The organism is Neptuniibacter sp. SY11_33, assembly GCF_047778025.1.
Taxonomy (GTDB): domain Bacteria; phylum Pseudomonadota; class Gammaproteobacteria; order Pseudomonadales; family Balneatricaceae; genus Neptuniibacter.
In genome coordinates, this window is the sequence record NZ_CP180543.1 from 1,522,375 (window position 1) to 1,546,298 (window position 23,924).

The 23,924-nt window shown below is 43.5% G+C and carries 26 protein-coding genes; 22 read left to right on the forward strand and 4 right to left on the reverse strand.

Annotated elements, in window-relative coordinates; genetic code table 11:
* Positions 1-53: 53 nt before the first annotated feature.
* The 8 genes from ACMXYV_RS07140 to ACMXYV_RS07175 all read left to right on the forward strand — a co-directional run bounded on the left by ACMXYV_RS07140 (position 54) and on the right by ACMXYV_RS07175 (position 6,482).
* Entirely contained in the window at positions 54-1,532 is a 1,479-nt protein-coding gene (locus ACMXYV_RS07140) for a hypothetical protein (protein ID WP_415891083.1), read from the forward strand.
* Positions 1,513-2,520, forward strand: coding sequence for a substrate-binding periplasmic protein (locus tag ACMXYV_RS07145; RefSeq protein WP_415891085.1), 1,008 nt, complete (start codon positions 1,513-1,515; stop codon positions 2,518-2,520). The genes ACMXYV_RS07140 and ACMXYV_RS07145 overlap by 20 nt, the downstream gene beginning before the upstream one ends.
* The gene (locus ACMXYV_RS07150) at positions 2,520-3,080 is read left to right on the forward strand and encodes a CBU_0592 family membrane protein (RefSeq protein ID WP_415891087.1); all 561 of its coding nucleotides are present in this window, start codon (positions 2,520-2,522) and stop codon (positions 3,078-3,080) included. The genes ACMXYV_RS07145 and ACMXYV_RS07150 overlap by 1 nt, the downstream gene beginning before the upstream one ends.
* A gap of 42 nt (positions 3,081-3,122) precedes the next feature.
* Positions 3,123-3,797: a 5,6-dimethylbenzimidazole synthase gene (gene bluB / locus ACMXYV_RS07155; RefSeq protein WP_415891089.1), complete on the forward strand. Its 675-nt coding sequence runs from the start codon at positions 3,123-3,125 to the stop codon at positions 3,795-3,797.
* Between the two features lie 126 nt (positions 3,798-3,923).
* Positions 3,924-5,063, forward strand: coding sequence for a hypothetical protein (locus ACMXYV_RS07160; protein ID WP_415891091.1), 1,140 nt, complete (start codon positions 3,924-3,926; stop codon positions 5,061-5,063).
* A gap of 79 nt (positions 5,064-5,142) precedes the next feature.
* Positions 5,143-5,424, forward strand: coding sequence for a peptidylprolyl isomerase (locus ACMXYV_RS07165; protein WP_415891093.1), 282 nt, complete (start codon positions 5,143-5,145; stop codon positions 5,422-5,424).
* Positions 5,425-5,518: 94 nt separating this feature from the next.
* Positions 5,519-6,010 carry a DUF1499 domain-containing protein gene (locus ACMXYV_RS07170; protein ID WP_415891094.1) on the forward strand — a complete coding sequence of 164 codons (492 nt, stop codon included), beginning with the start codon at positions 5,519-5,521 and terminating at the stop codon, positions 6,008-6,010.
* A gap of 4 nt (positions 6,011-6,014) precedes the next feature.
* Positions 6,015-6,482: a DUF2846 domain-containing protein gene (locus ACMXYV_RS07175; protein WP_415891095.1), complete on the forward strand. Its 468-nt coding sequence runs from the start codon at positions 6,015-6,017 to the stop codon at positions 6,480-6,482.
* A gap of 31 nt (positions 6,483-6,513) precedes the next feature.
* On the opposite strand, the gene ACMXYV_RS07180 is transcribed toward ACMXYV_RS07175, so the two are convergent.
* From ACMXYV_RS07180 to ACMXYV_RS07195, 4 genes are all read right to left on the reverse strand, one after another.
* On the reverse strand, positions 6,514-8,466 hold the full coding sequence (locus ACMXYV_RS07180; RefSeq protein ID WP_415891096.1) for an acetoacetate--CoA ligase: 1,953 nt from the start codon (positions 8,464-8,466) through the stop codon (positions 6,514-6,516).
* 159 nt (positions 8,467-8,625) lie between these two features.
* Entirely contained in the window at positions 8,626-9,171 is a 546-nt protein-coding gene (locus ACMXYV_RS07185) for a hydrolase (protein ID WP_415891097.1), read from the reverse strand.
* Between the two features lie 17 nt (positions 9,172-9,188).
* Positions 9,189-9,812 (reverse strand): DUF2889 domain-containing protein, encoded by a 624-nt coding sequence (locus ACMXYV_RS07190; protein WP_415891098.1) that lies wholly within the window; start codon positions 9,810-9,812, stop codon positions 9,189-9,191.
* A 191-nt stretch (positions 9,813-10,003) separates the two neighbouring features.
* A complete protein-coding gene (locus ACMXYV_RS07195; RefSeq protein ID WP_415891099.1) occupies positions 10,004-11,221 on the reverse strand; it encodes an EAL and HDOD domain-containing protein in 1,218 nt (405 codons plus the stop codon).
* Between the two features lie 198 nt (positions 11,222-11,419).
* Between ACMXYV_RS07195 and ylqF the strand changes: the two genes are divergently transcribed.
* The 14 genes from ylqF to ACMXYV_RS07265 all read left to right on the forward strand — a co-directional run bounded on the left by ylqF (position 11,420) and on the right by ACMXYV_RS07265 (position 23,910).
* Positions 11,420-12,337: a ribosome biogenesis GTPase YlqF gene (ylqF, locus tag ACMXYV_RS07200; protein WP_415891100.1), complete on the forward strand. Its 918-nt coding sequence runs from the start codon at positions 11,420-11,422 to the stop codon at positions 12,335-12,337.
* Positions 12,337-12,600, forward strand: a complete 264-nt coding sequence (locus ACMXYV_RS07205; protein ID WP_415891101.1) for a hypothetical protein — start codon at positions 12,337-12,339, stop codon at positions 12,598-12,600. The genes ylqF and ACMXYV_RS07205 overlap by 1 nt, the downstream gene beginning before the upstream one ends.
* 96 nt (positions 12,601-12,696) lie before the next feature.
* Positions 12,697-13,452 carry a DUF3450 domain-containing protein gene (locus tag ACMXYV_RS07210; protein WP_415891102.1) on the forward strand — a complete coding sequence of 252 codons (756 nt, stop codon included), beginning with the start codon at positions 12,697-12,699 and terminating at the stop codon, positions 13,450-13,452.
* Between the two features lie 2 nt (positions 13,453-13,454).
* A complete protein-coding gene (locus ACMXYV_RS07215) occupies positions 13,455-14,810 on the forward strand; it encodes a MotA/TolQ/ExbB proton channel family protein (protein ID WP_415891103.1) in 1,356 nt (451 codons plus the stop codon).
* The gene (locus tag ACMXYV_RS07220) at positions 14,800-15,318 is read left to right on the forward strand and encodes a MotA/TolQ/ExbB proton channel family protein (protein ID WP_415891104.1); all 519 of its coding nucleotides are present in this window, start codon (positions 14,800-14,802) and stop codon (positions 15,316-15,318) included. The genes ACMXYV_RS07215 and ACMXYV_RS07220 overlap by 11 nt, the downstream gene beginning before the upstream one ends.
* Positions 15,315-15,725, forward strand: coding sequence for an ExbD/TolR family protein (locus tag ACMXYV_RS07225; RefSeq protein WP_415891105.1), 411 nt, complete (start codon positions 15,315-15,317; stop codon positions 15,723-15,725). The genes ACMXYV_RS07220 and ACMXYV_RS07225 overlap by 4 nt, the downstream gene beginning before the upstream one ends.
* Entirely contained in the window at positions 15,725-16,369 is a 645-nt protein-coding gene (locus ACMXYV_RS07230; protein ID WP_415891106.1) for an energy transducer TonB, read from the forward strand. Before ACMXYV_RS07225 ends, ACMXYV_RS07230 begins: the two co-directional genes overlap by 1 nt.
* A 28-nt stretch (positions 16,370-16,397) precedes the next feature.
* Complete coding sequence (locus ACMXYV_RS07235) at positions 16,398-17,603, forward strand: hypothetical protein (protein ID WP_415891107.1); 1,206 nt, start codon at positions 16,398-16,400, stop codon at positions 17,601-17,603.
* A 4-nt stretch (positions 17,604-17,607) separates the two neighbouring features.
* The gene (locus ACMXYV_RS07240) at positions 17,608-18,333 is read left to right on the forward strand and encodes a response regulator transcription factor (protein ID WP_415891108.1); all 726 of its coding nucleotides are present in this window, start codon (positions 17,608-17,610) and stop codon (positions 18,331-18,333) included.
* Positions 18,334-18,431: 98 nt separating this feature from the next.
* The gene (locus ACMXYV_RS07245; protein ID WP_415891109.1) at positions 18,432-19,670 is read left to right on the forward strand and encodes a sensor histidine kinase; all 1,239 of its coding nucleotides are present in this window, start codon (positions 18,432-18,434) and stop codon (positions 19,668-19,670) included.
* 122 nt (positions 19,671-19,792) lie between these two features.
* Positions 19,793-21,739 carry a TonB-dependent receptor domain-containing protein gene (locus ACMXYV_RS07250; protein ID WP_415891110.1) on the forward strand — a complete coding sequence of 649 codons (1,947 nt, stop codon included), beginning with the start codon at positions 19,793-19,795 and terminating at the stop codon, positions 21,737-21,739.
* Positions 21,740-21,883: 144 nt separating this feature from the next.
* Positions 21,884-22,561 carry a PepSY-associated TM helix domain-containing protein gene (locus tag ACMXYV_RS07255; protein WP_415891111.1) on the forward strand — a complete coding sequence of 226 codons (678 nt, stop codon included), beginning with the start codon at positions 21,884-21,886 and terminating at the stop codon, positions 22,559-22,561.
* Between the two features lie 9 nt (positions 22,562-22,570).
* Positions 22,571-23,074 carry a DUF2271 domain-containing protein gene (locus tag ACMXYV_RS07260; RefSeq protein WP_415891112.1) on the forward strand — a complete coding sequence of 168 codons (504 nt, stop codon included), beginning with the start codon at positions 22,571-22,573 and terminating at the stop codon, positions 23,072-23,074.
* Complete coding sequence (locus ACMXYV_RS07265) at positions 23,074-23,910, forward strand: DUF4198 domain-containing protein (RefSeq protein ID WP_415891113.1); 837 nt, start codon at positions 23,074-23,076, stop codon at positions 23,908-23,910. The genes ACMXYV_RS07260 and ACMXYV_RS07265 overlap by 1 nt, the downstream gene beginning before the upstream one ends.
* The last annotated feature ends 14 nt before the right edge of the window (positions 23,911-23,924 follow it).

Genomic DNA, 23,924 nt, shown 5'->3' on the forward strand with positions numbered 1-23,924 from the left:
TCCTAACTCGTTGATTTTAGAATGCTCAGTATCTAAAAGATTAAGGGTAAGTAATGCAGTTAGTGACCATGACTCCAATCCGCAGTCATTTGAATTTGCGTCAGGGGGTGAATGAGAGAAGTGCTGAATATAGCCAGTTCCTTTCGCAGTTAGATGGTGTGCTGCAAAAGCGATTGGTAAAACCGCTTGAAGGTTCCGGAGATCTATCTAACCGCATCGCTGTACAGCATCATAATCAGGGAAAGGCATACACTAATACTGGCTCTGACGATCGAGATACTTTGTGTTTATTCACTCACACTAAAGCGATCACTTCTCAGCTTAGCCTTGAAGCGAAGGTTTATAGCAATACCTTGTCTGTAGTGACCGTCACAATGGAGATGGAGTATGCAGTTGCTACACTCGAAGATATCGCCCAATCCTTAAACGCAGAAATTGCTGAGTTTTCGACAGAGTCCAATTATCAGGATCGAATCACAGCTCTTTGTCGCTCGATTGTTAAAGTCCCACAGAAGCCTGATGGACATGCTTTGCTTCCAGAGATCTATCAACTCCTCGATGAAGATACTGAACTGACGCTAGAGCTATTTGCCCAAGCCCAATCAACCTATCTTATTTCAAAATACTATCGCGACGAGCTTTACCCAGCGCTTCGTGATCTGCCTAAAACGATTCAGGTTAACTATCTGGAAGCTTTGGGGGATTTCTCTGGCTTTAACGATATTAAAGAAACCGATGGTTCTAATGTCGATCAGCCATGGAGCTCTCGCTTACTGCGTTTAGATCGTTCTGAAACGGAAGGAAATGAGTCGCTTATTGAAAACTGGTTAGCTGAAACACCTCATCCAGAACACGCTAAAGAGATTCTTGAGCAGGATAGAATGGATTCCTTAGTGTGGCTTAACTATGTATTAGTTGATGAAATCGATGAAAAGAACAAGCCCCTGCGTCACAAGTCAGACTACAAGTTAGAGGCTATGGGGTTAGCTCAGTACTTTTATGCAGTACAGCATGCCTGTAATTCCAATCTTTATATGGCGATCTCGGATACCTATTTAGAGAGTAATACCCATGTCGCCGAAGATATATTGGCGGGGGTGCGTGCGACGACTCGTATGCATATCAGTGATTATCATGAGAACTGCCAATACCTCACCCGAGATAAAAAGCTACTGCTCGAGAATATTCTGGCTGGCTGGGATTATGATCAGATGGTTCAGAATTCTGAGCGCCTGATTGAGGTCTGCTCTAGTAAAATTAAGGATATACATGCAACCCGTTCGGAAAAAAGCAGCTTCTACACCGATCTAATTCTTGTTGCGATTGGTTTTATCAGTCTGTTCGATCTTGCGATCACCATCTCTGAATACAGCCGTACTTATACATCAAATGCGGCGCTGGGTTATAGAGATGAACAGCCCTCTAGTTTCTTGAGTGGCGTGGCTAATATGGAAACTGACCTGCTTCTACTGAGCAGTGTTGTCTCAATCATTCTTTTATTTGTTGTGTACTATGTTGCGAAACGTCGTTAAATCTTTTGCTGTCATCGCCTTGATCTTGAATGTGGCGGTAGCTAGCCCTTTTCAAGCGCAGCCTGTTTATACCTCTGATTGGAAACCGTTTGTTAATGGTGAAAAGGAGGAGAAAGGTGTTGTTTCCCGAGTGGTACAGCTCGCCTTCTGGGAGATGGGGTTGGAGGCTGAGCGAGCTAGTCTGGATTATTACTTCAGCTATAAGTTGGTAAAAAAACAGCAGATTTTACTCAGTTATCCCTATTTCAAAACAGATCAGCGTACGCAAGAGGTATTGTTCTCTGATCCGCTTATGTCGGTAGAGAATGGTCTTTTTTATAACGCTAAGTGGCAGCAATATTCAGGTAAAGCTATCGATTTTAGTCAGCAGAAGGTGGGTAAAGTCGCTGGCTATAGCTATGGTTCTGACATTGAGCCTTTATTGAAAAGCGCTAAGGTCTATAACAGCGATCTTCAGGCGTTAACTGCATTATCCAAGGGCGAAATTGATCTATTACCAGCCAGTATTGAGGTTGCGCAAGTGATGTTACATAAGCACTTTCCTCATCTGTTACATGAATTTAAGTTGCTCGAAAATCATCGCGGTAAAGACAGTGTTCACCTAGTGGCTAGCGCTAATGATGAAGGTCGGGCATTTATTCAGCGCTTTAATGCGGCGTTAGCACGTTTAAAGTCAAAAGGGATGATTGAACAGCTGCTTACCTCTAATGTAGTTGTTCAAGGTAGTGGTTATGTACGATTAGTACCCGCGGAAGGCTTTCCTTTAATTACTGGCTATGAAATGAATGCTCAAGCAGAAAAACAGTTCTTTGTTATTCCTCAAGGCAGTAGGGCGACTGTATTAGCTTGGCATGATGTTGTTTTAAAACCGCATGCCACTGAAAAAGTGTTTGATGGCATGATGAAGTATTCTCAGGTGAAGGTAGTCGATGGACCACATGCTGGTCGATCACTTTTCGTAAGAAACATGCATCTAGAGGTAGAGTAGTGGTTTCAGTCACTTTAGGTTGGCTCGGGACAATACTTTATCTATTGGCTCATGCTTGGCTTTCCTTGCTTAAAAATAAAGCCACTTATCATTACTATCTGGCCAATTTAGTTGCCGCAATTTTGGTTGCTACATCCTCTTACCTTATAGCGTCTTGGCAAGCAGTCGTGATTAATGCGTTTTGGGCGTTGGTTAGTTTTGCTGCGATGAAAAACTATGTATTGCCGCGTCTGCCTTTCAGTAATGCCCAATTATATGGACTGCTGGGCGTGATGTTTTTAGCAGGAGCTGGTGGCTTACTGTTTGAGTATGGTCGGCAAGGTATGGCTATCTTAGCTTGGAGTTCATCCATTGCTTATTGCTTAGGTTATTGGCGATTTTCTGCAGGGCGGTTAAGTCAGCAGTCTTACTATCTAGTAAATACTTATGCGGCGGTTATGTTGTTGCCGCAGCTTTATACCGATGCAAACTGGCCGGTATTAGTGTTACAAATCGTTTGGGCTTCAGTCTCATTATGGGGCTGGTATAAAGGGCGAGAAGGTTATGTGCTGTCTCCTTGATATCTCAACTGCTGGCAGCTTTCTTTTTTATATGGATAAAACATGTCTGAAGTAAATACACCTCAATTAGATATTGATGAACTAGCGCGGGAGCACTTTTACCAAGTGTTGTACGGCCGTAGGGATGTGAGAGGTCAGTTTTTACCGAATTCTATACCTGACGATGTACTGACTAATATTCTGCATGCTGCCCATCATGCACCATCGGTAGGTTTATCTCAGCCTTGGAACTTTATTCTGATTCGTGATGAGGCTAAGCGTCAGCAAGTTTTTAATGCTTTTCAAAAAGCTAATGATGAAGCTGCAGAAATGTTTAGTGGCGAGCGACAGGTTCAATATCAAGCATTAAAATTGCAAGGCATACTTGATTCACCTCTCAATGTTTGTATTACTTGTGACCGTAAAAGGGGTGGGCCAGTTGTACTTGGCAAGACCCATCAGGCTGAAATGGATCTTTACAGTACTGTTTGTGCGGTACAGAACTTTTGGCTTGCTGCAAGAGCGGAAAATGTAGGGGTAGGCTGGGTGTCTATTATTGATAGGGATGTATTGGCTAAGCTGCTTGAGCTTCCAGAAGGCGTAGTTCCTGTCGCTTATTTGTGTGTGGGTTATGTCTCAGAGTTTCTGAAAAAACCGGAGCTTGAATTGGCTCAATGGGAAAAGCGCAGCCAATTGGAAGATATGATTTTCACTGATAGTTGGGGAAATAAAACTTAGTTTCAGCCGATCCGATGTTATAGAAAGTGAACCTTGCTGTTTGAAAAATGATCTATATTGATTATATCGCCGTTTAAATTGAAACATATTTAAACGGTTTATAGGTTGACCGCAGGGAGGTTCGATATGCGTTTCGTCCTCAATTTTACTGTCGTTGTCACTTTACTTACCTTGTTCATATCGCCAGTTAGCGCGCTTGAGGTGAGAAATACGAGCGCACAGTTTTCTCCGTTGATAGAGCGGATTGTGCAGGCCAAAATAGCGCCTGTTTTTGAGCAGTTGCCGGATAAAGATCAAAGATTATTAGCCCCGGTTGAAATTTCCGTCGTCGAAAACCTTCGTGCTGCGGGTATGGCGTTGGCTATCGATGATACACCCCCTCTGATCATTATTAATGATCGATTCCTAAAAGGCCTATCCTCTTATATAGAAGCCTATTTGCTCTCCCAATCCATGAATCGGCCCGAGCTAGTCGAAGAGTACTTTAGTGATTATTTCTGGCGTCATCATCCATCCTTTGTTGGTCCTCTGCCAAAATCGCCTGCTGATTGGCTAAGTGCCTCGCCAGAACAAAGAGAACAGATTCAGGCAGAGCATGAGCGTCTACTGGAAAGTGTGATTGTTGATGTGTTACTACACGAGATGGGTCATCATGCAGAGCATGCTTTTTATGGTTATCGCGCGTCGCAATATGTAAGAGAGGATAATGAGCGTTTAGCAGACGATTGGGCGGCAAAAGTTAAAGCTGACCACTTCGAGCCGGATGATGCCTTAGGGCGCTTGATTTCTATTGGATATATCTTTGAGCAAGATCGCAGGGCGGCACTGAAAAGAGATGATTACTATCCAAGGATGTTATCAGGTGTTGCGGGTCACTTACCGATCTTGTGTGAAGATGCAACTGAGGCATCTAAACGACATTTCTGTAATCAACTTAATGACAACATCAGCAACTACTTTTCCAGAAAGGTGGTTGATACCTATGCTCAGAGAAGGGAGCAGGGAGATACGTTTGCAAGTTTTCCTATGGGTCAGATCAATTTAGCAAAGAACAATTTCGTCGATGCCTGTAATTACTTCAATGAGAGTCTTATTTATGGTCAGGTTGCCCGAGCTGCAATTTATGTAGGTTGGTGTTATCAGAATGGTTACTTAGAGCCCTCTCCTCCAGATGCGCAGGTCTTAGCTATGGCTAGAGTGAGTTATGGCTTCTCCGATAAGAAAAATATTGCAGGAATGCTCGATTCTAGTGGATCTCAACAATAGGGCGAGTTAGTGTTGCGATATTGTTAGGTGCTTGGTAATTTCTGCACCAAATTTGATTGTTAGATTTAGGAGAATATAAATGGCACGCGCTACAGCTCGACATATCCTTGTAGATTCAGAAGCACGTTGTAACGAACTAAAAGCAGAAATCGAAGGTGGTTTGGATTTCGCTAAAGCTGCGCAAGATAATTCAACTTGCCCATCTGGTGCTCAAGGTGGCGACTTAGGCTCTTTTGGTCGTGGTCAGATGGTTCCAGAGTTCGATACAGCGGTATTTACTGGTGAAGTAGGCGTTGTTCAAGGGCCGCTTAAAACTCAATTTGGTTTCCACCTCCTAGAAGTTACAAGTCGCGAAGACTAATACAAGCTTTTAGCTTGTAACTTATAGACTTTAAAAGTGCCGTTAAGCGGCACTTTTTTGTATCTATTTTGTTTACTCCTTGGATGCAGGTTTTATGCTGAAAGTGATCATTGCTGTAATCTCGCTCTTAATCGTTGCTGTTTTCATCTTGTTTGGATTTAAGGCCTTTAAGTCAAGAACAGGTGAGCCGGCAGGTGTTGTTGATAGTCGTTTAACTAAATGCAGTGGCAAGCCAAATTGCGTATGTACCGAATTTTCGGATAAAGCTCATTACATAGAGCCTTTTGAATTGCCTATCTCTGTTCAGGATTCAGATGCTGCTATAACTGTTCTTGCCAAGGTTATTGAAAGTTCTGGTGGTGTGGTTAAGAGCATTATCAAGGAAAACCGATATATCGCTGCTGAGTTTAGTAGCCGTATACTTGGGTTTGTAGACGACTTTGAGGTTAGAATCGATATGGATGAGCGTCTGGTGCACTTTCGCTCGGCATCGAGAGTTGGCTATTCAGATTTCGGTGTTAATAAAGTTCGAGCTCAGTCAATTATCTCTCAATTGGAAAAAGAGTTAACGAAGATCAAGGAGTAAGCAGATGCATAAGGTATTGCTCGTTATTATGGCAATAGTGCTCAGTGGCTGCGGAACAAACTATGGTTTTAGTTATATTAAACCTGAAGTAGAGAACAATGCAGTTGTTTATATCTATCGACCTGAAGCGCCTAATCCAGGTAAGCAGCCTCTAGGATGGAAGTACCCCGAAGTATTTATTGATGGCAAAAGCCTTGGTGTTTTGAAGTTAGAGAAATATATTGTTGTTGAGCTTAAGCCCGGTATGCACGAAATTCTATTCACCGGGCTGACAGATAAAGCGAAGTGGGAAGAGCGAGATTTGAAACGTAAATTCTCAGTTCATCATACCGAGCAGAAGTATCTTAAGTTTCAGGTGAGATACGACCCTAACACGATGGGGTTGCTAGAAAAAACTAAGTACCAGCTATTTCTGACCCCTATGAAGCATGATGATGCGATTTACGAAATCAATAAACTTAGCCCGCAATAATATTGCTATAAAAAAGACTTCACCGCCGGAGCTAGCTGGCTAGCTCCGGTAAGTTAGCGAAATAATCTAATGCATCCGGATTGGCTAGCGCATCTTTATTTGTCACTGTTTCACCTAAAATTACTTTTCTTACAGCCAGTTCGACAATCTTTCCGCTGATCGTTCTAGGGATTTCAGGTACTTGGATTATCTTGGCCGGCACATGCCTTGGCGTGGTGTGTTGGCGGATTGTCTGCTTAATTGTATTGCGTAGACTATCATCTAGCTGAGTGTCCTCGGACATAACCACAAAGAGGATCACGCGTGTATCGTTATCCCATGGTTGACCTACGCATAAAGACTCAATTACACCATCAACTCGTTCAACTTGGCGATATATCTCAGCGGTACCAATTCTTACACCACCTGGATTGAGTACTGCATCCGACCGGCCATGAATAATCATTCCGCCGTGTTCAGTTATTTCTCCATAATCCCCATGGGCCCAGCGGTTCTTAAATTGGCTGAAGTAGGCGGTTTGGTATTTAGCTTGATAAGCATCATCCCAGAAGTAGATAGGCATAGAAGGGAACGGGGATTTGCAGACTAGTTCCCCTTTTTTCTGGGTAATCTCTACGCCGCTTTCATCAAAAATGGCGACATCCATGCCAAGGCCTAAACATTGCAGCTCACCCTTATAAACTGGGCGTATTGGACAGCCAAGAGCAAAGCAGGAGATGATATCGGTACCGCCCGATATCGAAGCCAGCAAAAGATCAGTTTTTATTTCCCGATAAACATAATCAAAGCTTTCGTGCGCTAGCGGAGAGCCCGTTGATAGAATCGCGCGTAATCCCGAAAGGTTGAACTGTTTTTGTGGTGAGATATCTGCTTTTTCTAGGGCGGCAATATATTTAGCACTGGTGCCAAACACAGAAATCTTTTCTTTATCTGCCATCTCCCATAAAACAGAGGGGGAGGGGGCAAACGGTGAGCCATCATACAATGTAATGGTGCAGCCGCTCGCTAAGCCACTCACAAGCCAATTCCACATCATCCAGCCGCAGGTTGTGAAGTAGAAGAGATTATCATCCCGACTTATATCTGTGTGTAGTTGGTGTTCTTTGAGGTGCTGAAGGAGCGTGCCTCCTACGCTATGCACAATGCATTTAGGCGTGCCTGTGGTACCAGATGAGTACATAACGAATAGGGGGGCAGAGAACTCAACTGACGTACAGTGTAAATCGGATGCGTTACTATCTATAAAGTCGCTGAGTACGGAGGCGTTCTTCATCTGGCTGAGCTCAGGTGTTGGTTCATCTAGGTAAGGCACAAATACGAATGCCGTGGTGTCACTTAAACGCGAGGCTATACCTGAAATTTTATCTAAACAGTCAATACGTTTGCCATTGTAGAGATAGGACTGGGTCGTAAAGATCACTTTAGGTTTTACCTGACCAAAGCGATCGATCACCCCTTGCACGCCAAAATCAGGGGAGCATGAGGTCCAAATGGCACCAAGCGATGTCGTGGCTAGCATCGCTATAACGGTTTCAGTGATATTAGGCATGAAGCCTGCGACCACATCCCCCTTGGTAATACCTGAATTTTTAAGGCCCGCAGCGTATTGAGTAACTTGGTTGTAGAGTTCTTGATAGCTAATCTCTGAGCGTTTACCTACTTCATTGTAATTAATGATCGCGGTGTTTTTGTCCCGAAACTTTAAGAGATTTTCTGCGAAGTTTAATTGGGCTTCAGGGAACCATTTTGCACCCGGCATTAGGTCTGCATCTAATAGGTATGGGGCGTTCCCCATGCTGCCTATGACATTGCACTGTTCCCAAATGTTAAGCCAGAAGCTTTCAGGGTTTTCTATAGACCAGCGGTGAAGCTCTGAGTAGCTATCCAGCTTTACCGAACAGCTTTTGTTTATGTTTTGCATAAACTGATATAGCTGAGATTGTTCGATTTGTGCTTGGCTCGGGCTCCACAACGGCTGTGTCATATACAATTCCTAAATGAAACTATGTCTATAGGACAGAATAGACAATAAGGGTTTACCTGTATATGGCTTGAGGCTTAAATATTGTTAGCTTTATATGCTGTTCGCTGGAGAATTGCGGGGAGACTAAGCCCTGCCATCTATAGATGACAGGGCTGAATATTAGCGCAGGAAGTTTTTGCTGATATCGCGGAACTCATCAGTTCCTGATTTTTGCATCCATTCAAAGGCAACCATCTCACGGCTAACCACGTGTATGCCTGCATGGCGCATACGATCGAGCGCGAGTTCTTTATCTTCAGGGCTGCGTGACGACACGCAGTCAGCAACTACATAGACTTCTCGTGCTTGTTGTTTTAGCTGAAGTGCTGTTTGTAGAACACAAACGTGTGCTTCCATACCGGCAATAATAACTTGGTTCGGGCGGATGGAATTGATCTTTTCGTTACAAGCAGGTTCCGACATACAAGAGAAAAACTCTTTTTCCATAACGCCTTCGGCTGGGATTAGCTCAGCTAATTCCGGAATCGTATGGCCCAAGCCTTTAGGGTATTGCTCACTGGTTAAGATAGGTACGTTAAGTTTGTTTGCGATGGCAGTTAACCAGATTGTATTTTCAACCAGCTCTTCTTTCTTGTGAATTGCAGGTACAAGTTTGTCTTGAATATCGATGATCAGCAGACAAGATTTGTTCGGGTGTATTAGCATGCGAAATAGCCTTATTTTTATGCTGGTTCTAGCTCATTGCAGCATTGTACGTGTTCGAGGTTAGTTGCTGGAATCAAAGTATCCAGCTGATCTTCCTCATAATAATGAGGCCAGATCTCTTTCACAATGGCGCCATTAGTCGCGAGCGTATGGCAGGTATCGAGCATAGGTGGCTTTTTGGTACCGTCCTGCCAGAAATTCTCCATCTGTTCCCGTTCTTGATGGGTCGATTGGAAAGCAGCCGTTGCTAAAGGGCCTAACAATTCAAGCAGGTGAGTGCAGCCTTTGCGACCACTGAATAGCTCTTTAGTTTGTTTGGTAAAACCAGGCATAATTTGTAGCCCAATCAACTGGGTATAGGCATCAGAGATGGACTTGCAGCTTTCGAACGGAGTGTCATCCATACAAGCCACTGCATCTAATATATTCAGGTCCATATCAACAGTAATTCGCACCGCCATACCATGCAAGGGAGCGCCTGCAACCAAAGTGCCGTCATGACCGTAGTGGTCCATATCGAAGGTTTTGGTATCAATAAGATGAGCTTCGATATCCCAAAGTCCGTCTTCTCTTTTGTAGCCTTCGCAAACGACTTTTCGGGTATGTTTCAGTGTTCTATTAACAGGTGCTGGTAAAGGCATAATTACTGCTTTTGATGGTTTAAAAGGCTGTACTTTAAATGCGGCTATTCTAATGTGAAAACGGTAGAAACACAGTAAATAATCCTAAATACGCTTAGGAATGAGTGTTTTTTAGACGAAAGATAGGTTTGATTTAGCTAAATTCAATTCAGGACAGCGAGTGCTGTCCTGATTAATAGGATCGGGAGGAATTATTCGTACATTGCTTGCATAGATTCTTGGGTCCACTCTAGGCTGGCACGGTAAGCTTGATCGTATAAGGTGCCATCAAGGTCCATTGGCAAGAGATCCCAGTCACCATTTTCATAGTTCACGACATTTCTTAGAACTTGACCGATCTCACCTTGACCTAGGCTGACCGCATTTTTGATATCATCGCCTAGCGGAACTTGCTCTAGCATAGTGTCACGCTCAATATCTAAAAGGGCGTGAAGGCCAGACATCATGCCTGCCATAAAGTAGCTGCCATAGTTGCTCTTTTTCTGAGCTTGAGCAATCTCTTCACACATGCGACCACGAACCAACAAACTACGAGAAAGCTCTTCTGGTTTGTCTTGATTAGATGACATCGCAATAAGCGTAGCCCACTTCTTAACTTGCTCTAGACCAAGTAAAACAATTGCTTCAGCAATGGATTCTACCTGTCGAACCAAACTGTAACCCGCAGAGTTAACGATACGCAGAAGTTTATAGGTTAGGGCGGGGTCACGAATAATCAGTTCTTCTAGTTTTTCTGGTGTCGCTTTAGGGCTTTGTAATTCTTGGATAAGCTGCATCAATGCAACTTGGCTACCTTGAATTTTTTTGCCTTTGATGACTTTAGGCTTACTCAGAAAGTGGCCTTGGAACAGTTTGAAGCCTAGTTCAACGCAAGTTTCTAGCTGTTCGTGCGTTTCGATCTTTTCTGCAAGTAGAGTTACTTTATGACGACGAAGTTGTTTAACTTGTTCTTTGATCTGTTCGTCATTCAGTTCATACACATCTACTTTAACTATCTGGCTGAGTTCTAGAAGTGCATCAAATTTTGGATCATAAACAAAATCATCCATAGCGATACGGTAGCCTTCGCTGTGTAGCTGCCTTACCGCTTCTACCACTTCTTCGTCCGGTTCGATGTCTTCAAGAATTTCAAGAACAATGTGCTTCTTAGAAACTTCAGGTAGTTTCTGTTCTACCAGAATATCTCGCGTGAGGTTAATAAAAGCAGGGACGCGCTTTAACTCACCAGAGTCAGAAATACTGGTGTATGCATTTAATAGTACTTCGCTGGTGGCTTCGCTATTGGCAAACAGCGCATGTCCTTGGGCGTCTTCCGTTCTGTACAAAAGCTCATAGGCAACAACCTTTTGATTGCGATCGAAAATAGGTTGACGTGCCATAAGCACTTGCGAGTTTTCTGACGATTCCATAAAGGTGCGTGGTCCTTGTGCAAAATAAGATAAAGCGGTATGCCCTCAGTGTATCACCTACAGGGCCGGTATTTCATACGAATATTACGGTTATTCTGGCTTAAATCAGTAAAGATATCTGCTACCAATAGTCGCAGTTCAACATTCGTGTTCTCCATGCAGTATAATAGTGCAATTTTACGGATTCAGGACATACCAATGAGTATTAATTGGTTTCCAGGGCACATGCATAAGGCTCGGAAAGAGATCGCTAAAGTAATGGATGAGGTGGATGTAATTATTGAAGTGCTCGATGCACGCCTACCACAATCCAGCGAAAACCCATTGGTTAATACCTTGCGTAAGGGCAAGCCTGCGTTAAAGCTCTTAAATAAGAGCGATTTGGCTGATGATAAAAGAACACAGGAATGGATTGATTACTTTAATAGCCTTCCTGATACCCGCGCTATATCTCTTGATCACTCTCAAAAGAAACTGATCAATAGAATTGCTGAGATTTGTAAGCAGATGGCTCCATCTCGCTCAGATTCTGGACGCCCAGTGCGTGCCATGATCATGGGGATTCCTAACGTTGGTAAATCTACGCTTATCAATGCCTTATTAGGTAAGAAAATTGCGAAAGTAGGTAATGAGCCAGCTGTTACCAAGAGCCAAACGCGTTTTACGACGCGTAACGGTATGGCGCTGTCAGACACGCCAGGTATTTTGTGGCCTAAAATTGAAGATGTAGATTCTGGCTATCGATTAGCGGCGAGTGGAGCGATCAAAGATACAGCAATTGAGCATGAAGACGTGGCTATTTTTGCCGCAGGTTTTATGCGGGATGATTATCCAGACCGGTTGGTAGAGCGTTTTAAATTCAAAGAGATGCCTGAACTTGCCGAAGGTGTTTTAGACGAAATTGGCCGTCGTAGAGGTTGCTTGCGTCCGGGTGGTATTGTCGATCGTAATAAAGCCTCAACCTTGCTGTTAAATGAAATACGCTCAGGTAAGTTGGGTAAATTAAGTTTTGAAACTGTTTGCGAATGGGAAGAAAAACGCCGTATCGCTGAACAGGAAAGATTAGAGCAAGAACGATTAGAAGCAGAAACTGCTGAAAAAGAAGGTAGTAAGTAATGGCACGTTTAAAGAAAAGCCGAAAAGCAAAAGGCTTTATTCCTAATGAAGGCCCAACACGTAACGAGCGTTTGGCAGATCCTGATAGCTACGACAGCAGACGACGCAAAGCTAAGCAGGAAAAGAAAAAGAATCAGTCAGTCTATGAAAAACAACGCCAAGCTGATGATGGCTCTTCGAGCCAGACGCAGTCGGAGCGTAAAACTAGATTGGCAGATAAGATTCGTGAGTTGAATCAATCTAAAGAAGAGAGTGCTAAATAGCGCTCTTTTTTGTTGTAAGTATTGTAAAGCTGGTTGTGCAATCCGTTAATCTAACGGATAATTATTCTCATTTTTATTATCTGTAAGTTGCTGGTCATGAAATCTCTGTTTAAATATTCTCTTTTGGCTTTCGCTATTTCAGGCACCCCTGTTTTCGCGGCTAACGACCTGGATGTTGGCACTAAGAAAACAGTAGTGACACACAATCAAAGCCAACAATCACAAAAACGCATCGATAATATTGAGCAGGGCACTCAAGTCGCTGTTGATGAGTATCTCACCAACGAGCGCCTTTCGGATGTGACCGAAGCTTACAATGCGCAAGTTGCTTTACTGATTGAGTCGCAGAAAAAAGAAGTTGTGGATTTGGAAGCGCAGATTGCCTCCATTGAAGAAACGGATAAGGCTGTTTTGCCTATGTTGAACCAGATGGTTGAAACATTAGGTAAATTTGTGGCGCAAGACATACCTTTCTTAAAGTCGGAACGTAAAGAGCGTTTAGAAAAACTTGAGACGTTATTACTTCGCGCTGATGTGAGTGTGGCCGAAAAATATCGTCAGATTCTTGAGGCCTATGCTGTAGAAGTTCAATACGGTCGTACATTCGAATCATATAAAGGTGCACTCGCTTCAAATAATGGCCAGCAGGTTACATTCTTGCGTTTAGGTCGCGCTGTACTGTACTACCAGTCTCTAAGTGGAAGTGAGAGTGCGCTATGGCAGCCTTCTACTCAGTCTTGGCAGGTACTTAATGATTCCCAAAATCTAGAGCTTACTAAGGCTATACAAATCGCTCGGCAACAGCAGGTACCAAGTTTGTTAAACCTTCCACTGCCTAAACTGGAGCGATAATAATGTTGAAACAATTTGGTTTAGCTGCAGTCCTTGGTCTTAGCTCGCTACCAGTATTCGCTGAAACTGCGCCGCTTAAAGGTTTGCTTAGCGAAGTTAAACAGATTAGCAATACCGATACGGCGATCAATCGCCAGCGTGAAGCAGAGTTCAATGCAGATTTAAGTAAACAAAAAGCGCTGCTTGCGAAAAGTAAGGCGCGTTTAGCCGCTGCTGAAGCAGAGCAGGAACGGTTAAAAGCTGAGTTCGATGCGAATGATGAACAGCTTGCTGAATTAGAAACTGCACTACAGCAACGCTCAGGCCAGCTAGGTGAAGTATTCGGAGTCGCCAAAGAATCAGCATCCGAACTAGTGCCAGTTTTGATGGATTCAATGACCAGTGCTGATAACCCTGGTCGATTAGATCAACTGTCATTCGCTGATTCTAAACGTGTACCGAAACTTCAGGACCTACAAAGCCTTTGGTACCAGCTGCAGCTAGAAATGACTGCTACCGGTGAAATCAAGCAAGTTACTGTACCTGTTGTGAATGGAGAAGGTGTAACTGCTGATACAGAAGTTTTACGTATAGGTGCCTTTGCAGCAGCTACTCGTGACGGACAATTCTTACATTGGGATCTGCAGCAGCAAAAGCTGTCGGTTTTGACGACTCAACCAAGTTCGGGTGCTCAACAAGATATCGTTGATTATCAAAATGGTACTGGTGTCGATGTCTTAATCGATCCAAGTCGAGGCCAGTTATTTGCTCTATTGGATCGTATGCCAAAGCTTGTCGAGAGACTTCACCAAGGCGGTGAAGTCGGTTACATCATCATGGGTTTAGGCTTGATCGGCTTGCTGGTGGCTTTCTGGCAGATGCTTCGTATGACGAAAACTGAACTGCAGGTTAGGAAGCAGTTAGCTCAGCCTACACAATTGATGGATAACAACCCGCTAGGTCGTGTTCTACAGGCAGTTAGCCGCTCCAAGCTAGGTTTGGATCAGCTTGAAATGAAAGTTGATGAGTTGATCCTTAAAGAAGTGCCAAAAATTGAGCAGGGCCAAAGTATCGTTAAGCTGCTTGCAGCCGTTGCTCCGCTTTTAGGCCTTTTAGGTACTGTTATCGGTATGATCGCAACCTTCCAGAGTATCACTTTGTTTGGTACCAGTGATCCTAAGTTGATGGCGGGTGGTATCTCTCAAGCATTGATGACAACCGTTTTGGGTTTGGTTGTAGCTATACCGTTGCTGTTCTGCCATAGCTATTTGACGAGTAGAAGCCGTCGCATCACTCAGCTGCTTCAAGAGAAAAGTTTAGGCCTGTTAGCAACTGATGAGTCTATTGCAAAAGAAGAGAAGAGTACTCATGTGGCCTAGTCTTCATGATTGGATGTTTGCCTTAGGGCAGTTTTTCCAAACCGGAGGGTGGGTGCTCTATCTGATTCTATGGGTAAGCTTTCTTATGTTTACCCTTATCCTTGAACGGATCAGTTATAGAGTATGGGCTTACCCCAAGCAGAAAGCATCTTTGTTGGATTATTTGAAAGGACAAAGCTCGCCCGTTAAGAAAATGAGTGCCGTTTGTGATCTGGACTTAGCTTTGAAAGGCCAATTTCAGATGATTAAAAACCTTATCACCTTATGTCCGTTGATTGGTTTATTGGGCACAGTGACTGGCATGATTCAAGTGTTTGATAGTCTTGCCCTATATGGTACAGGCAACCCTCGCATGATGGCTGCCGGTGTGGCGAGTGCAACATTTCCAACGATGACTGGGATGGCAGTCGCTGTGGCAGGTTTACTTTTTTACAACCGTTTATCTAGATGGTCGGAAGCGGAAAGAAACCGCTTGCGCCGAGTGTTACATGAGGAGTCTGCAGCATGAGACAGCGAGTCAATTTAACTCAGCAGCAGGACGATGCCGAAATCAATATGACACCTATGCTGGATGTGGTGTTTATCATGTTGATCTTCTTTATTGTATCGACTTCGTTCGTGCGTGAGGCAGGCATCGATGTAAATCGCCCTACGGCACAAACAAGTGATAGTCAGAGTAAAACAGCGGTTATGGTTGCGATTTCTGCAAATAATGAGATTTGGGTCGATCGTAAGCCTGTCGATGTGCGCATGGTGCGTCCTGCGATTGAGCGTCTGAAAAGCGAGCAATCTGAAATCAATGTTGTTATTCAGGCGGACGAACAAGCGACTACAGGTCAACTGGTTAAGGTGATCGATCAGCTACGTTTGGCTAATGTGAACTACACAGTGGCTACTCAAGCAGGTTCGCAATAATGCTACGTGCTTTAGTCGTCGCCCCTGGAGGCCTGTTATTAGCTATATTGCTTTTTTATGCGCTAGCGATGGTTTCAGGAATTGGCAAACAGGTCGAACCAGAAAGTGTCCTTACACCTGATCTGGACTTTTTAATGGTTCGACAGGAGAGTGATATAGAAGCGCGTATTCGAGAATTACCACCAGAGCCGGAAGAGATCGTTCCAGAAACTCAGCCAGAAATGCCACAGGTTCAACAGCAGGTTGTGCCGATTACCAGCACTCCAGTGACGGCGGTTGATATCCCTAATATAGATGTTGGTATAAGTGTCGCCCTTTTACCTTCTCTTAATAATCTAGCGGTACCGACGCCCGAGCTAGTTTTAGATACTAACCCAACAGCGGTTAGTCAGGTGCCGCCTAGTTACCCACGTAGAGCATTACGTCGCAAAATTGAAGGTAGTGTGACGGTGGAATTTTTGGTAACTGAAGCTGGCACAGTTAAACCAGACACTATTAAGGTTGTTGAATCCAATCCGAAAGGCACCTTTGATAGCGCTGTCATCAAAGCGATTAAGCGTTGGCGGTTTAAAATTAAGACGGTTGATGGTCAGGCTGTGCGATTTAAAGCGCGTCAGGTTTTGGAATTTAAACTCGATAAGTAAATAGAGCTGGATAGAACAGTTTAGAAAGATGTTGAGATCATTAATTACAGTTTGTTTTTTGCTCTTTGCTCTTCAGGGGCATGCGGCGAAGCCTGCGCTGTCTGCTTATGAGTACAAACAGCTCAATGCTGCCTTTAAATCAATGGAGGCGGGGCAGTGGAAGCAAGCGAATCAGCAATTATTGGCTGCTGAGCAAAAGGTTAAGTCTGATTATGCTAAAGCGCTTGTGCAGCATAATCTTGCTCAAGTTGCTCTGCAGCAGGAGCGCTATTCTTCTGCAATAAAGTATCTGAAAGCTACCCAAGCGTTAAAAGCCTTGCCTGATGCTCAACAGGTCAATCTATTGCGGACTCTGGGCCAGCTCTATTGTATGCAGGAAGCTTGGAAAAGCTGTGTTTCTAATCTTCAACAGTGGATGGCAAGCCCTGGGGTTTCTGTAAAAGCGAATGATCATCTGATGATGGCTCAGGCTTATAGCCAGCTGAAGCGTTGGAAATCCCTGTTACCACATATCACTACAGCGATTCGTTACAAAGGTATTGCGCCAGAAAGCTGGTATCAGTTGAAAATAGCAGCGCATATTGAGCTAAAGCAATGGAAACAGGCGGCTAAACAGCAGCAAGTTGTGATTCAGCATTATTCCTCAAATCCTAAGCAGTGGCGACAGTTGGTGTCTCTGCAGATACAAGCCGGGGAGCGTAAATCTGCACTAGCTACTCAGCGCTTAGGTTTCGAACGGAAGTTGTTAGTGTCAGCTAAGGACTATCAATTATTAGCACAGTTAATGCTTCGTTCGGGCATTCCGTATCATGCCGCTAGAGTGATCGAAAAAGGTTTCCAAAAAGGCGTTATTAAGCAAAGCAGCAAAAATTTAAGGCTATTAAGCAGTGCTTGGATTCGCGCGCAAGAGAAGCCAAAGGCGATTAAAGTACTTTCGAAGCTAAATCGTATAGCACCAAGTGAAAAAGTGTCATTGCAGTTGGCTCAGATTCAGCTGCAAGAGAAACAGTGGAATCAAGCAGAGAAAACGCTTTCTAATCTGTTGAAGCGTAAACCTAAAAAAGTGGCTCAAATTAAGTTGATGCAAGGTATAGCTCAAATCAATCAGAAGCGTTTTGAGCAAGCGAGAATATCTTTAGCCGCTGCTGAAGGCGATGCTAAATACGGAAAAATGGCAGCGAATTGGATTCGGTATCTAGACCAGATGGAAATGGATCTTCAGGCAAAAGGTTGAACCTATGACATCAGCACCGGTTAAGGCCCTTGAAGGGATCAAAAATTTCAATCCAGCGCGTATTCTATTGATCGAAGATGATCGTGAGGTTAGTAATTCTGTGACTGAATTGCTAAATAAGCAGGGCTATCACACGGTGCAGAGCTTTACCGGTCGTGAGGGTTTAGTTACCGCTATTAATCAGAGCTTTCATTTGATTCTGCTAGATAAGATGCTACCTGAATTAGATGGGTTGGAGGTTCTTCAACGTCTACGAAAATATCGTGATACACCGGTTGTTATGCTGTCTGCTTGTGGTGCTGAGCAAGATCGTATCGAAGGGTTTAAGGGTGGTGCAGATGATTATCTGCCAAAACCATTCAATATGACTGAGCTTTTACTTCGGGTTGAGGCGCTGCTTCGTAGAAGTAAATCTAATAAGGTTGATAAAGCAGATGGCGTTATCTCGGATGGCGCCATAAAACTTGATTCAAAGAATAAGTGTTTGCAGTCAGATCACGGTGATATCGAACTCACACCTATCGAACATGATCTTTTAAAAACATTTATCACTCATAAAGATGAGATTCTTACAAAGCCTTATCTATACCAGTTAATTTTAAGTAAGCCTTTTAGCCGCTACGATCGAAGTTTAGATATGCATGTTAGTAATCTTCGTTCGAAGATGGCTGGACTTGTTGATGAGCAGAAGATTAAAACTGTCCGAGGTCAAGGGTACTGTTATCAATGAGCCGGAGATTATTCTGGCAGCTTAGTTTTAGCTTATTAGCTGTATCGCTTTTTATTTTTTCTAGTCTTCATCATCTCTCCTATGAGGTGACTATTGGGATGACTGAAATATCTCAAGGCAGTCAGGAAAAATTAAAAGCCTTGGCTACAGAGGCTGGTAAAAAGTTTGAAGCGGAGGGAGCTAAATCAGTTCTTCAACTGACACAGCAAATCGAAGCTGATTTTAATACTTGGTCGGCCCTTGTGACTGCTGATAATACAATTATCTCTAGCCAGCCTATTCCGGAAGCTTTGCAAAGCAAAATAGGCTTTCAGCGTTACGTGTATTGGCCAGTCCATGAATTCATGGAAAATGTGCTCATTGGAATTCCTTTAGAGCAGCAAACCGGCACTTTTGTAATTGAGTTGCCAAGAGAGATGTATCCCAAGGTTGATACTGATCTAGTACATAGCCTATTAACTATTGTTATTCCTTCTTTCATCATTCTGATTTTCTGCTGGATATCTTATAGGTATCTAATGCGCCCTTTAGAGGCCTTAAATCAAGGCACCTTAAAATTAGCTTCAGGCGATCTTTCAGCGCGTGTGCTGCCAAATCTTCCGGATAATCGTAAAGATGAATTAACTCAGGTTGCTGAATCTTTTGACAGTATGGCTGCAAGGGTAGAGCGTTTAGTTAATTCTCAGAGGCAGCTTTTAGGTGATCTGTCTCATGAGCTAAGGACCCCGCTAACTCGAATTGGCCTTGCGATTGAGATATGCAGGGACGATCAAGAAAAATCTAAAGAACTCTTGCCTAGGCTTCAACGAGAAGTAGATCAAATGCATCAGTTGGTAGAAGATGCATTAACGCTTGCTTGGTTGGATGGAGATCCAGAAGTTGAGCTAAGTGAAGCGTTTAATTTAGCAACTTTGCTAGATTTGATATGTGATGATGCTCTTTTTGAATATTCAGGTCGAACGTTAATCCGCAACTATGTTAAAACTCTCAATGTTTCAGGAACATCTCAGCAGGCGCTTTCTCAAGCATTAGAAAATGTTATAAGAAATGCGATGAAATATAGCCCAGATGATCAGCCAGTCGAACTAACTTGTACAGAAAAGGATAGTGCAGTGCAGGTTTGCGTTTCTGATCGGGGGCCAGGTGTACCTGTTGATGACCTTGTAAAAATCTTTGATCCTTTTTACCGTACCGATAAGGCCCGTAGTCGCGATGTGGGTGGGGCTGGGTTAGGTTTAGCCCTATGCCAACGGCAAGTAGAGATGCTAGGTGGATCGATTAAGGCGAACCTGAATCAATATGGCGGTTTGGATATCATTATCAATCTCCCTCGTTAATTTCTAATGTAAACCCTCTCAAAATTTGTAGTTATTTTTGTAAGAAGTGTAAATGTTGTGATTGCTTACGTATATCTAATAGATAATGCACCCAATTCGCATTTAGATTAAGTGGTAAAGCAATGAAAACGCATATTTGCGCTAAGAAATTGCCGTTGGTTTTAGCCATCGGTATGGCATCCCAAGCTTGGGCAGATTCATCAGCAGTTGAAGGTCAAACAGTGCAAGTTTGGGGGACCCAGATTAGCAATGCTTCGACGATGTTAAGCGATGATATCGAGATTAAACAGGCAGACCATTTAAGTGATTTGCTTCGAGATCAGGCTGGTGTAGATATAGGTGGTGCTCATTCCCTCAATCAGCGAATCAATATTCGTGGAATGGAAGACTACGATCTGGACATTACCATTGATGGCGCCAAGCAAAACAACAACATTTACCATCATATGGGTAACTTGCTGATCAATGCAGATATCCTGAAAGCTGTTGACCTTCAGGTAGGTACCAATTCTGTATTAACCGGCGGTCTTTCAGGTGGTATTGCTTTTGAAACAAAAGATGCAAAAGACCTTTTACGCGATGGACAGCAAGTAGGTGCACGTATCAGTGCTGGCTATGCGAGCAATGATTACCATAATTATTCTGTTACTGCCTATGCCCAACTAAATGAAAAACTAGACGCCGTTGTCTATTTGAATGAAGTAAACCGAAATAATCCTGAAGATGGCGCAGGTGTTGAAAGCGTAGGTAATGATGGTGAAAATGGAAATGGCCTAGTGAAAATTGGTCTGGATATCGATGAATCTAATCGTATTGAATTTAGCTATGACAAGTATCTAGATCAGGGTGATTATGCTCCTCGTGCGGATATGGGGGCTGCGACTAATTCCTCAATCACTGGTGTGAATGTTTATCCGACGGAATTTGAGCGTCAAACAATGACGTTAGGTTATGAGCTAGATCTAGGTGACATGCTTAATCTACGCGCGACTGTCTACGAAAACGACATGAACTTATTGCGTGATGAGGCGCTAAATGGTTTTGCTTCTTATCGTTTCCGCGAAGGCGAAGCTATTCATCGCGGTGTAAATGTGCTTGCTGAATCTATTATTTCAAGTGAAGGTCTTACACATAACGTTCGTTATGGTTTTGAAATTTACCGTCAAAAAACAAAACTTCAAGATGACACGGTGACTGTGAATACAGAAAAAGCTAAGTCTTACGCAGCCTATATTGAAGATGAAATTGAGTTTTCTAACGGTTTAGCTATAACACCGGGTGTTCGCTATAACCGCTATAAATTAGATACCGCGGTATCTGATGAAACATTCACGGAAACAACATTTGGTTTGAATGCTGTTTATCCACTGACTGATGCTTGGTCTGTTAGAGCGAGTGCTACGGAGCTATTTCAGGGCCCTAATTTATCCGAGGTGTTTGTTCCAGCATCGACTGTTGAGAACAACGAGTTGAAACCTGAGACAGGTTTAAACTCAGAAATCGGTATTACCTTTGAAGATCGCCAGCGCTTTGGTTTGGATCGATTGAATTTTGCTTTAACCATCTTCCGTACAGATGTTGATGATTATATTGATGACGGTAGTAATGCACTTCAGAATATTGGCGACTACCGTATTCAAGGTTTCGAAACCAGCTTAGGTTTGAGTAAAGGTAACTTTGATGCTCGTTTTACCTATGCTCACTCAGAATCAGCTAATGATGTAACGGATGAGCCATTGGGCCGCCAAGTGGGTGATAGCATATCTTTGGGACTTGATTACCATATACCAGCACAAGATCTGGCGGTTAACTGGACGTCACTTGTGACAATCAAAGAAGAGCACTTTGATAAACCGTCTTACGATGTGCATAACATCTCTGCTCGTTGGACGCCAAAACAGGCTGATGGTCTTAATCTGACCTTCGGTGTAGAAAACATCTTTGATGAGCACTACACATCCCATGCTTCTCGTATCGGAGATACTTTCCATCCGTTGTTTGGTGATCTTCATCTAAACGATTATGAGCCAGGTCGTAACTTTAAGTTAACTGCGGCTTATACGTTCTAATCTATCCCTTCCCCCTTCAGGGATTTAAGGTAGCAGTGCTCTACGCCGTAGGGCACTGCTTTTTCTGTAAAGATTGTAACGATATTAAAGCCTTACAAAGAGAATCAGTTATCGTAATGGTTTTGATTCTCTTTTGTCTTTCCAATGAACCAGATCCTTACACAACAGCCAAGCGTGAAAACTCAGTCTAAGTCCAAATCTCAGACTAAATCCCAGTCGAAATCTAAGTCTAATCGACTGGTCCGTTGGCTTCATAGTTACACCTCCATGTTCATGCTCGTGATCATGCTGTTTTTTACAGTAACGGGAATAACGTTAAATCACCGAGATTGGTTTGAAAGTGCTGATGCACCGAAACAGTTAACGGTAGATATGCCAGATTCTCTTTCAGTTGAGGGGATATGGGATACAGAACCGCTTGATCAGGCGAATCAGCTGCGTAAATGGCTTAGTTCTGAGCATGGCATCTATGGCAACAAGGTAAGTTACGAATGGGAAGCTGAGGAACGTCTCCTCGTTATAGATATTAAACGCCCAGGTGGTTACAGCATCGTAGAGGCTGACGTTGAAGCCGGTGAAGTCATCGTTGAGCAACAAAATTACGGTGTTGTTGCAACGTTAAACGATCTTCATATGGGGCGTTACAGCGGTGAGCTTTGGCGTGGATTCATCGATGTTTCTGCACTGCTCATGCTGATTTTTACTTTAACTGGCTTTTGGTTAGTCATCCCTCAAAAGAAAAAGCGTAACAAACTGTTTGCGATGAGCGTAATCGGTACCGGCTCAATGGCGCTGGCTTATGTTTGGCTTTTGATGGCTTAAGGAAATTTAATGAAAAAACTAATTTACGCTGCATGTCTCAGTCTAGGGTTGGTAAGTGGTTCTGTCATCTCAGCAGGTACACATCAAATTGAGTTAACCATCCCGCAAATAGCAACTTCTAAGTATCAGCGTCCCTTTGTTGCGGTGTGGGTAGAACAAAAAGGCCAGCGCAAAGCGGTAAGCACTATCAGTGTTTGGTTTGACGATAAAAAATGGCTTAAGGATATTCGTCGCTGGTGGCGTAAAGCGGGTCGATATGGCCAAGCGGTAGATGGCGTGACAGGAGCTACCCGTGCGCCTGGTGGCTACACGTTGAAATGGGATGGAACCGATAACCAAGGTAAAGAACTTCCTGAAGGTGAATACACCCTGTATCTAGAAGCGGTTCGTGAACATGGGGATCGTACGTTGCTGAAACAGAAGATTGCCTTAGGTAAGGGACAACAGGTTTATAAACTGGATGCCGGTGCAGAGCTAGGGCCAGTTAATATCAGTATTGGAGAAAGTAAATAATGATGATTAAACAACTAGGCCGCACGATTAAAGGCTGCCTATTAGCGAGTGCTTTGGGTGTGTCAGCTGTAGCTCAAGCTCATCCTTTATGGATATTGCCAAGTGAATTTACAGTATCAACAGAAGAAGGGCAGGGTGAATGGATCACCGCTGATGTCAGTGCGTCTCATACGGTTTTCGGGTTTGATAAAGGCGTACCGTTGGATGATTTTGTTATCTATTCACCGGATGGAGATCGTAATTGGCTAGGCAGCTACTTTAAAGGTCATCGTCGTAGTGTGTTTGATATGTATATTGACCAGCCGGGTACTTACAAGATCGAAGGTAAGCGTCAGCCTTACTATTTCACCAGTTATAAGTCAGGTAAGCGTGATACCCCTAAACGTATGATGGCGGACAAGGTGCAAGCGAAAGAGCGTCTACCTAAAAATGCCCGTGATGTTTCTACCTTATTGATCGATATGGTGACTGCAACATACATCACTAATAACGCGCCTACAGACCTAGTCACAGAGGTTAAAGGCAAAGGCTTGGAAATCCAGCTAGATACACATCCAAACGATATCGTTGTGGGTGAAGAAGTTGAGTTCACTATGCTGTTAGACGGCAAACCAGTGGCTGATGTTGATGTTGAAGTGACGCCTGCTGGCACTAAGTACCGCAGCGAACGTGGTGCTATTCCGGTTACAACGGCTAAAGATGGCAAAATTATCTTCACGCCAGAGCAAGCAGGCCCATGGTTAGTCGGTGCTGATCTAAAAAGCCCAATCAAGAGCGATCTGGCTGATTACCAATATGCGATCCGTTTCGTAAGTTTTGAGGTTTTACCTGAGTAATGCTTAAAGCAACA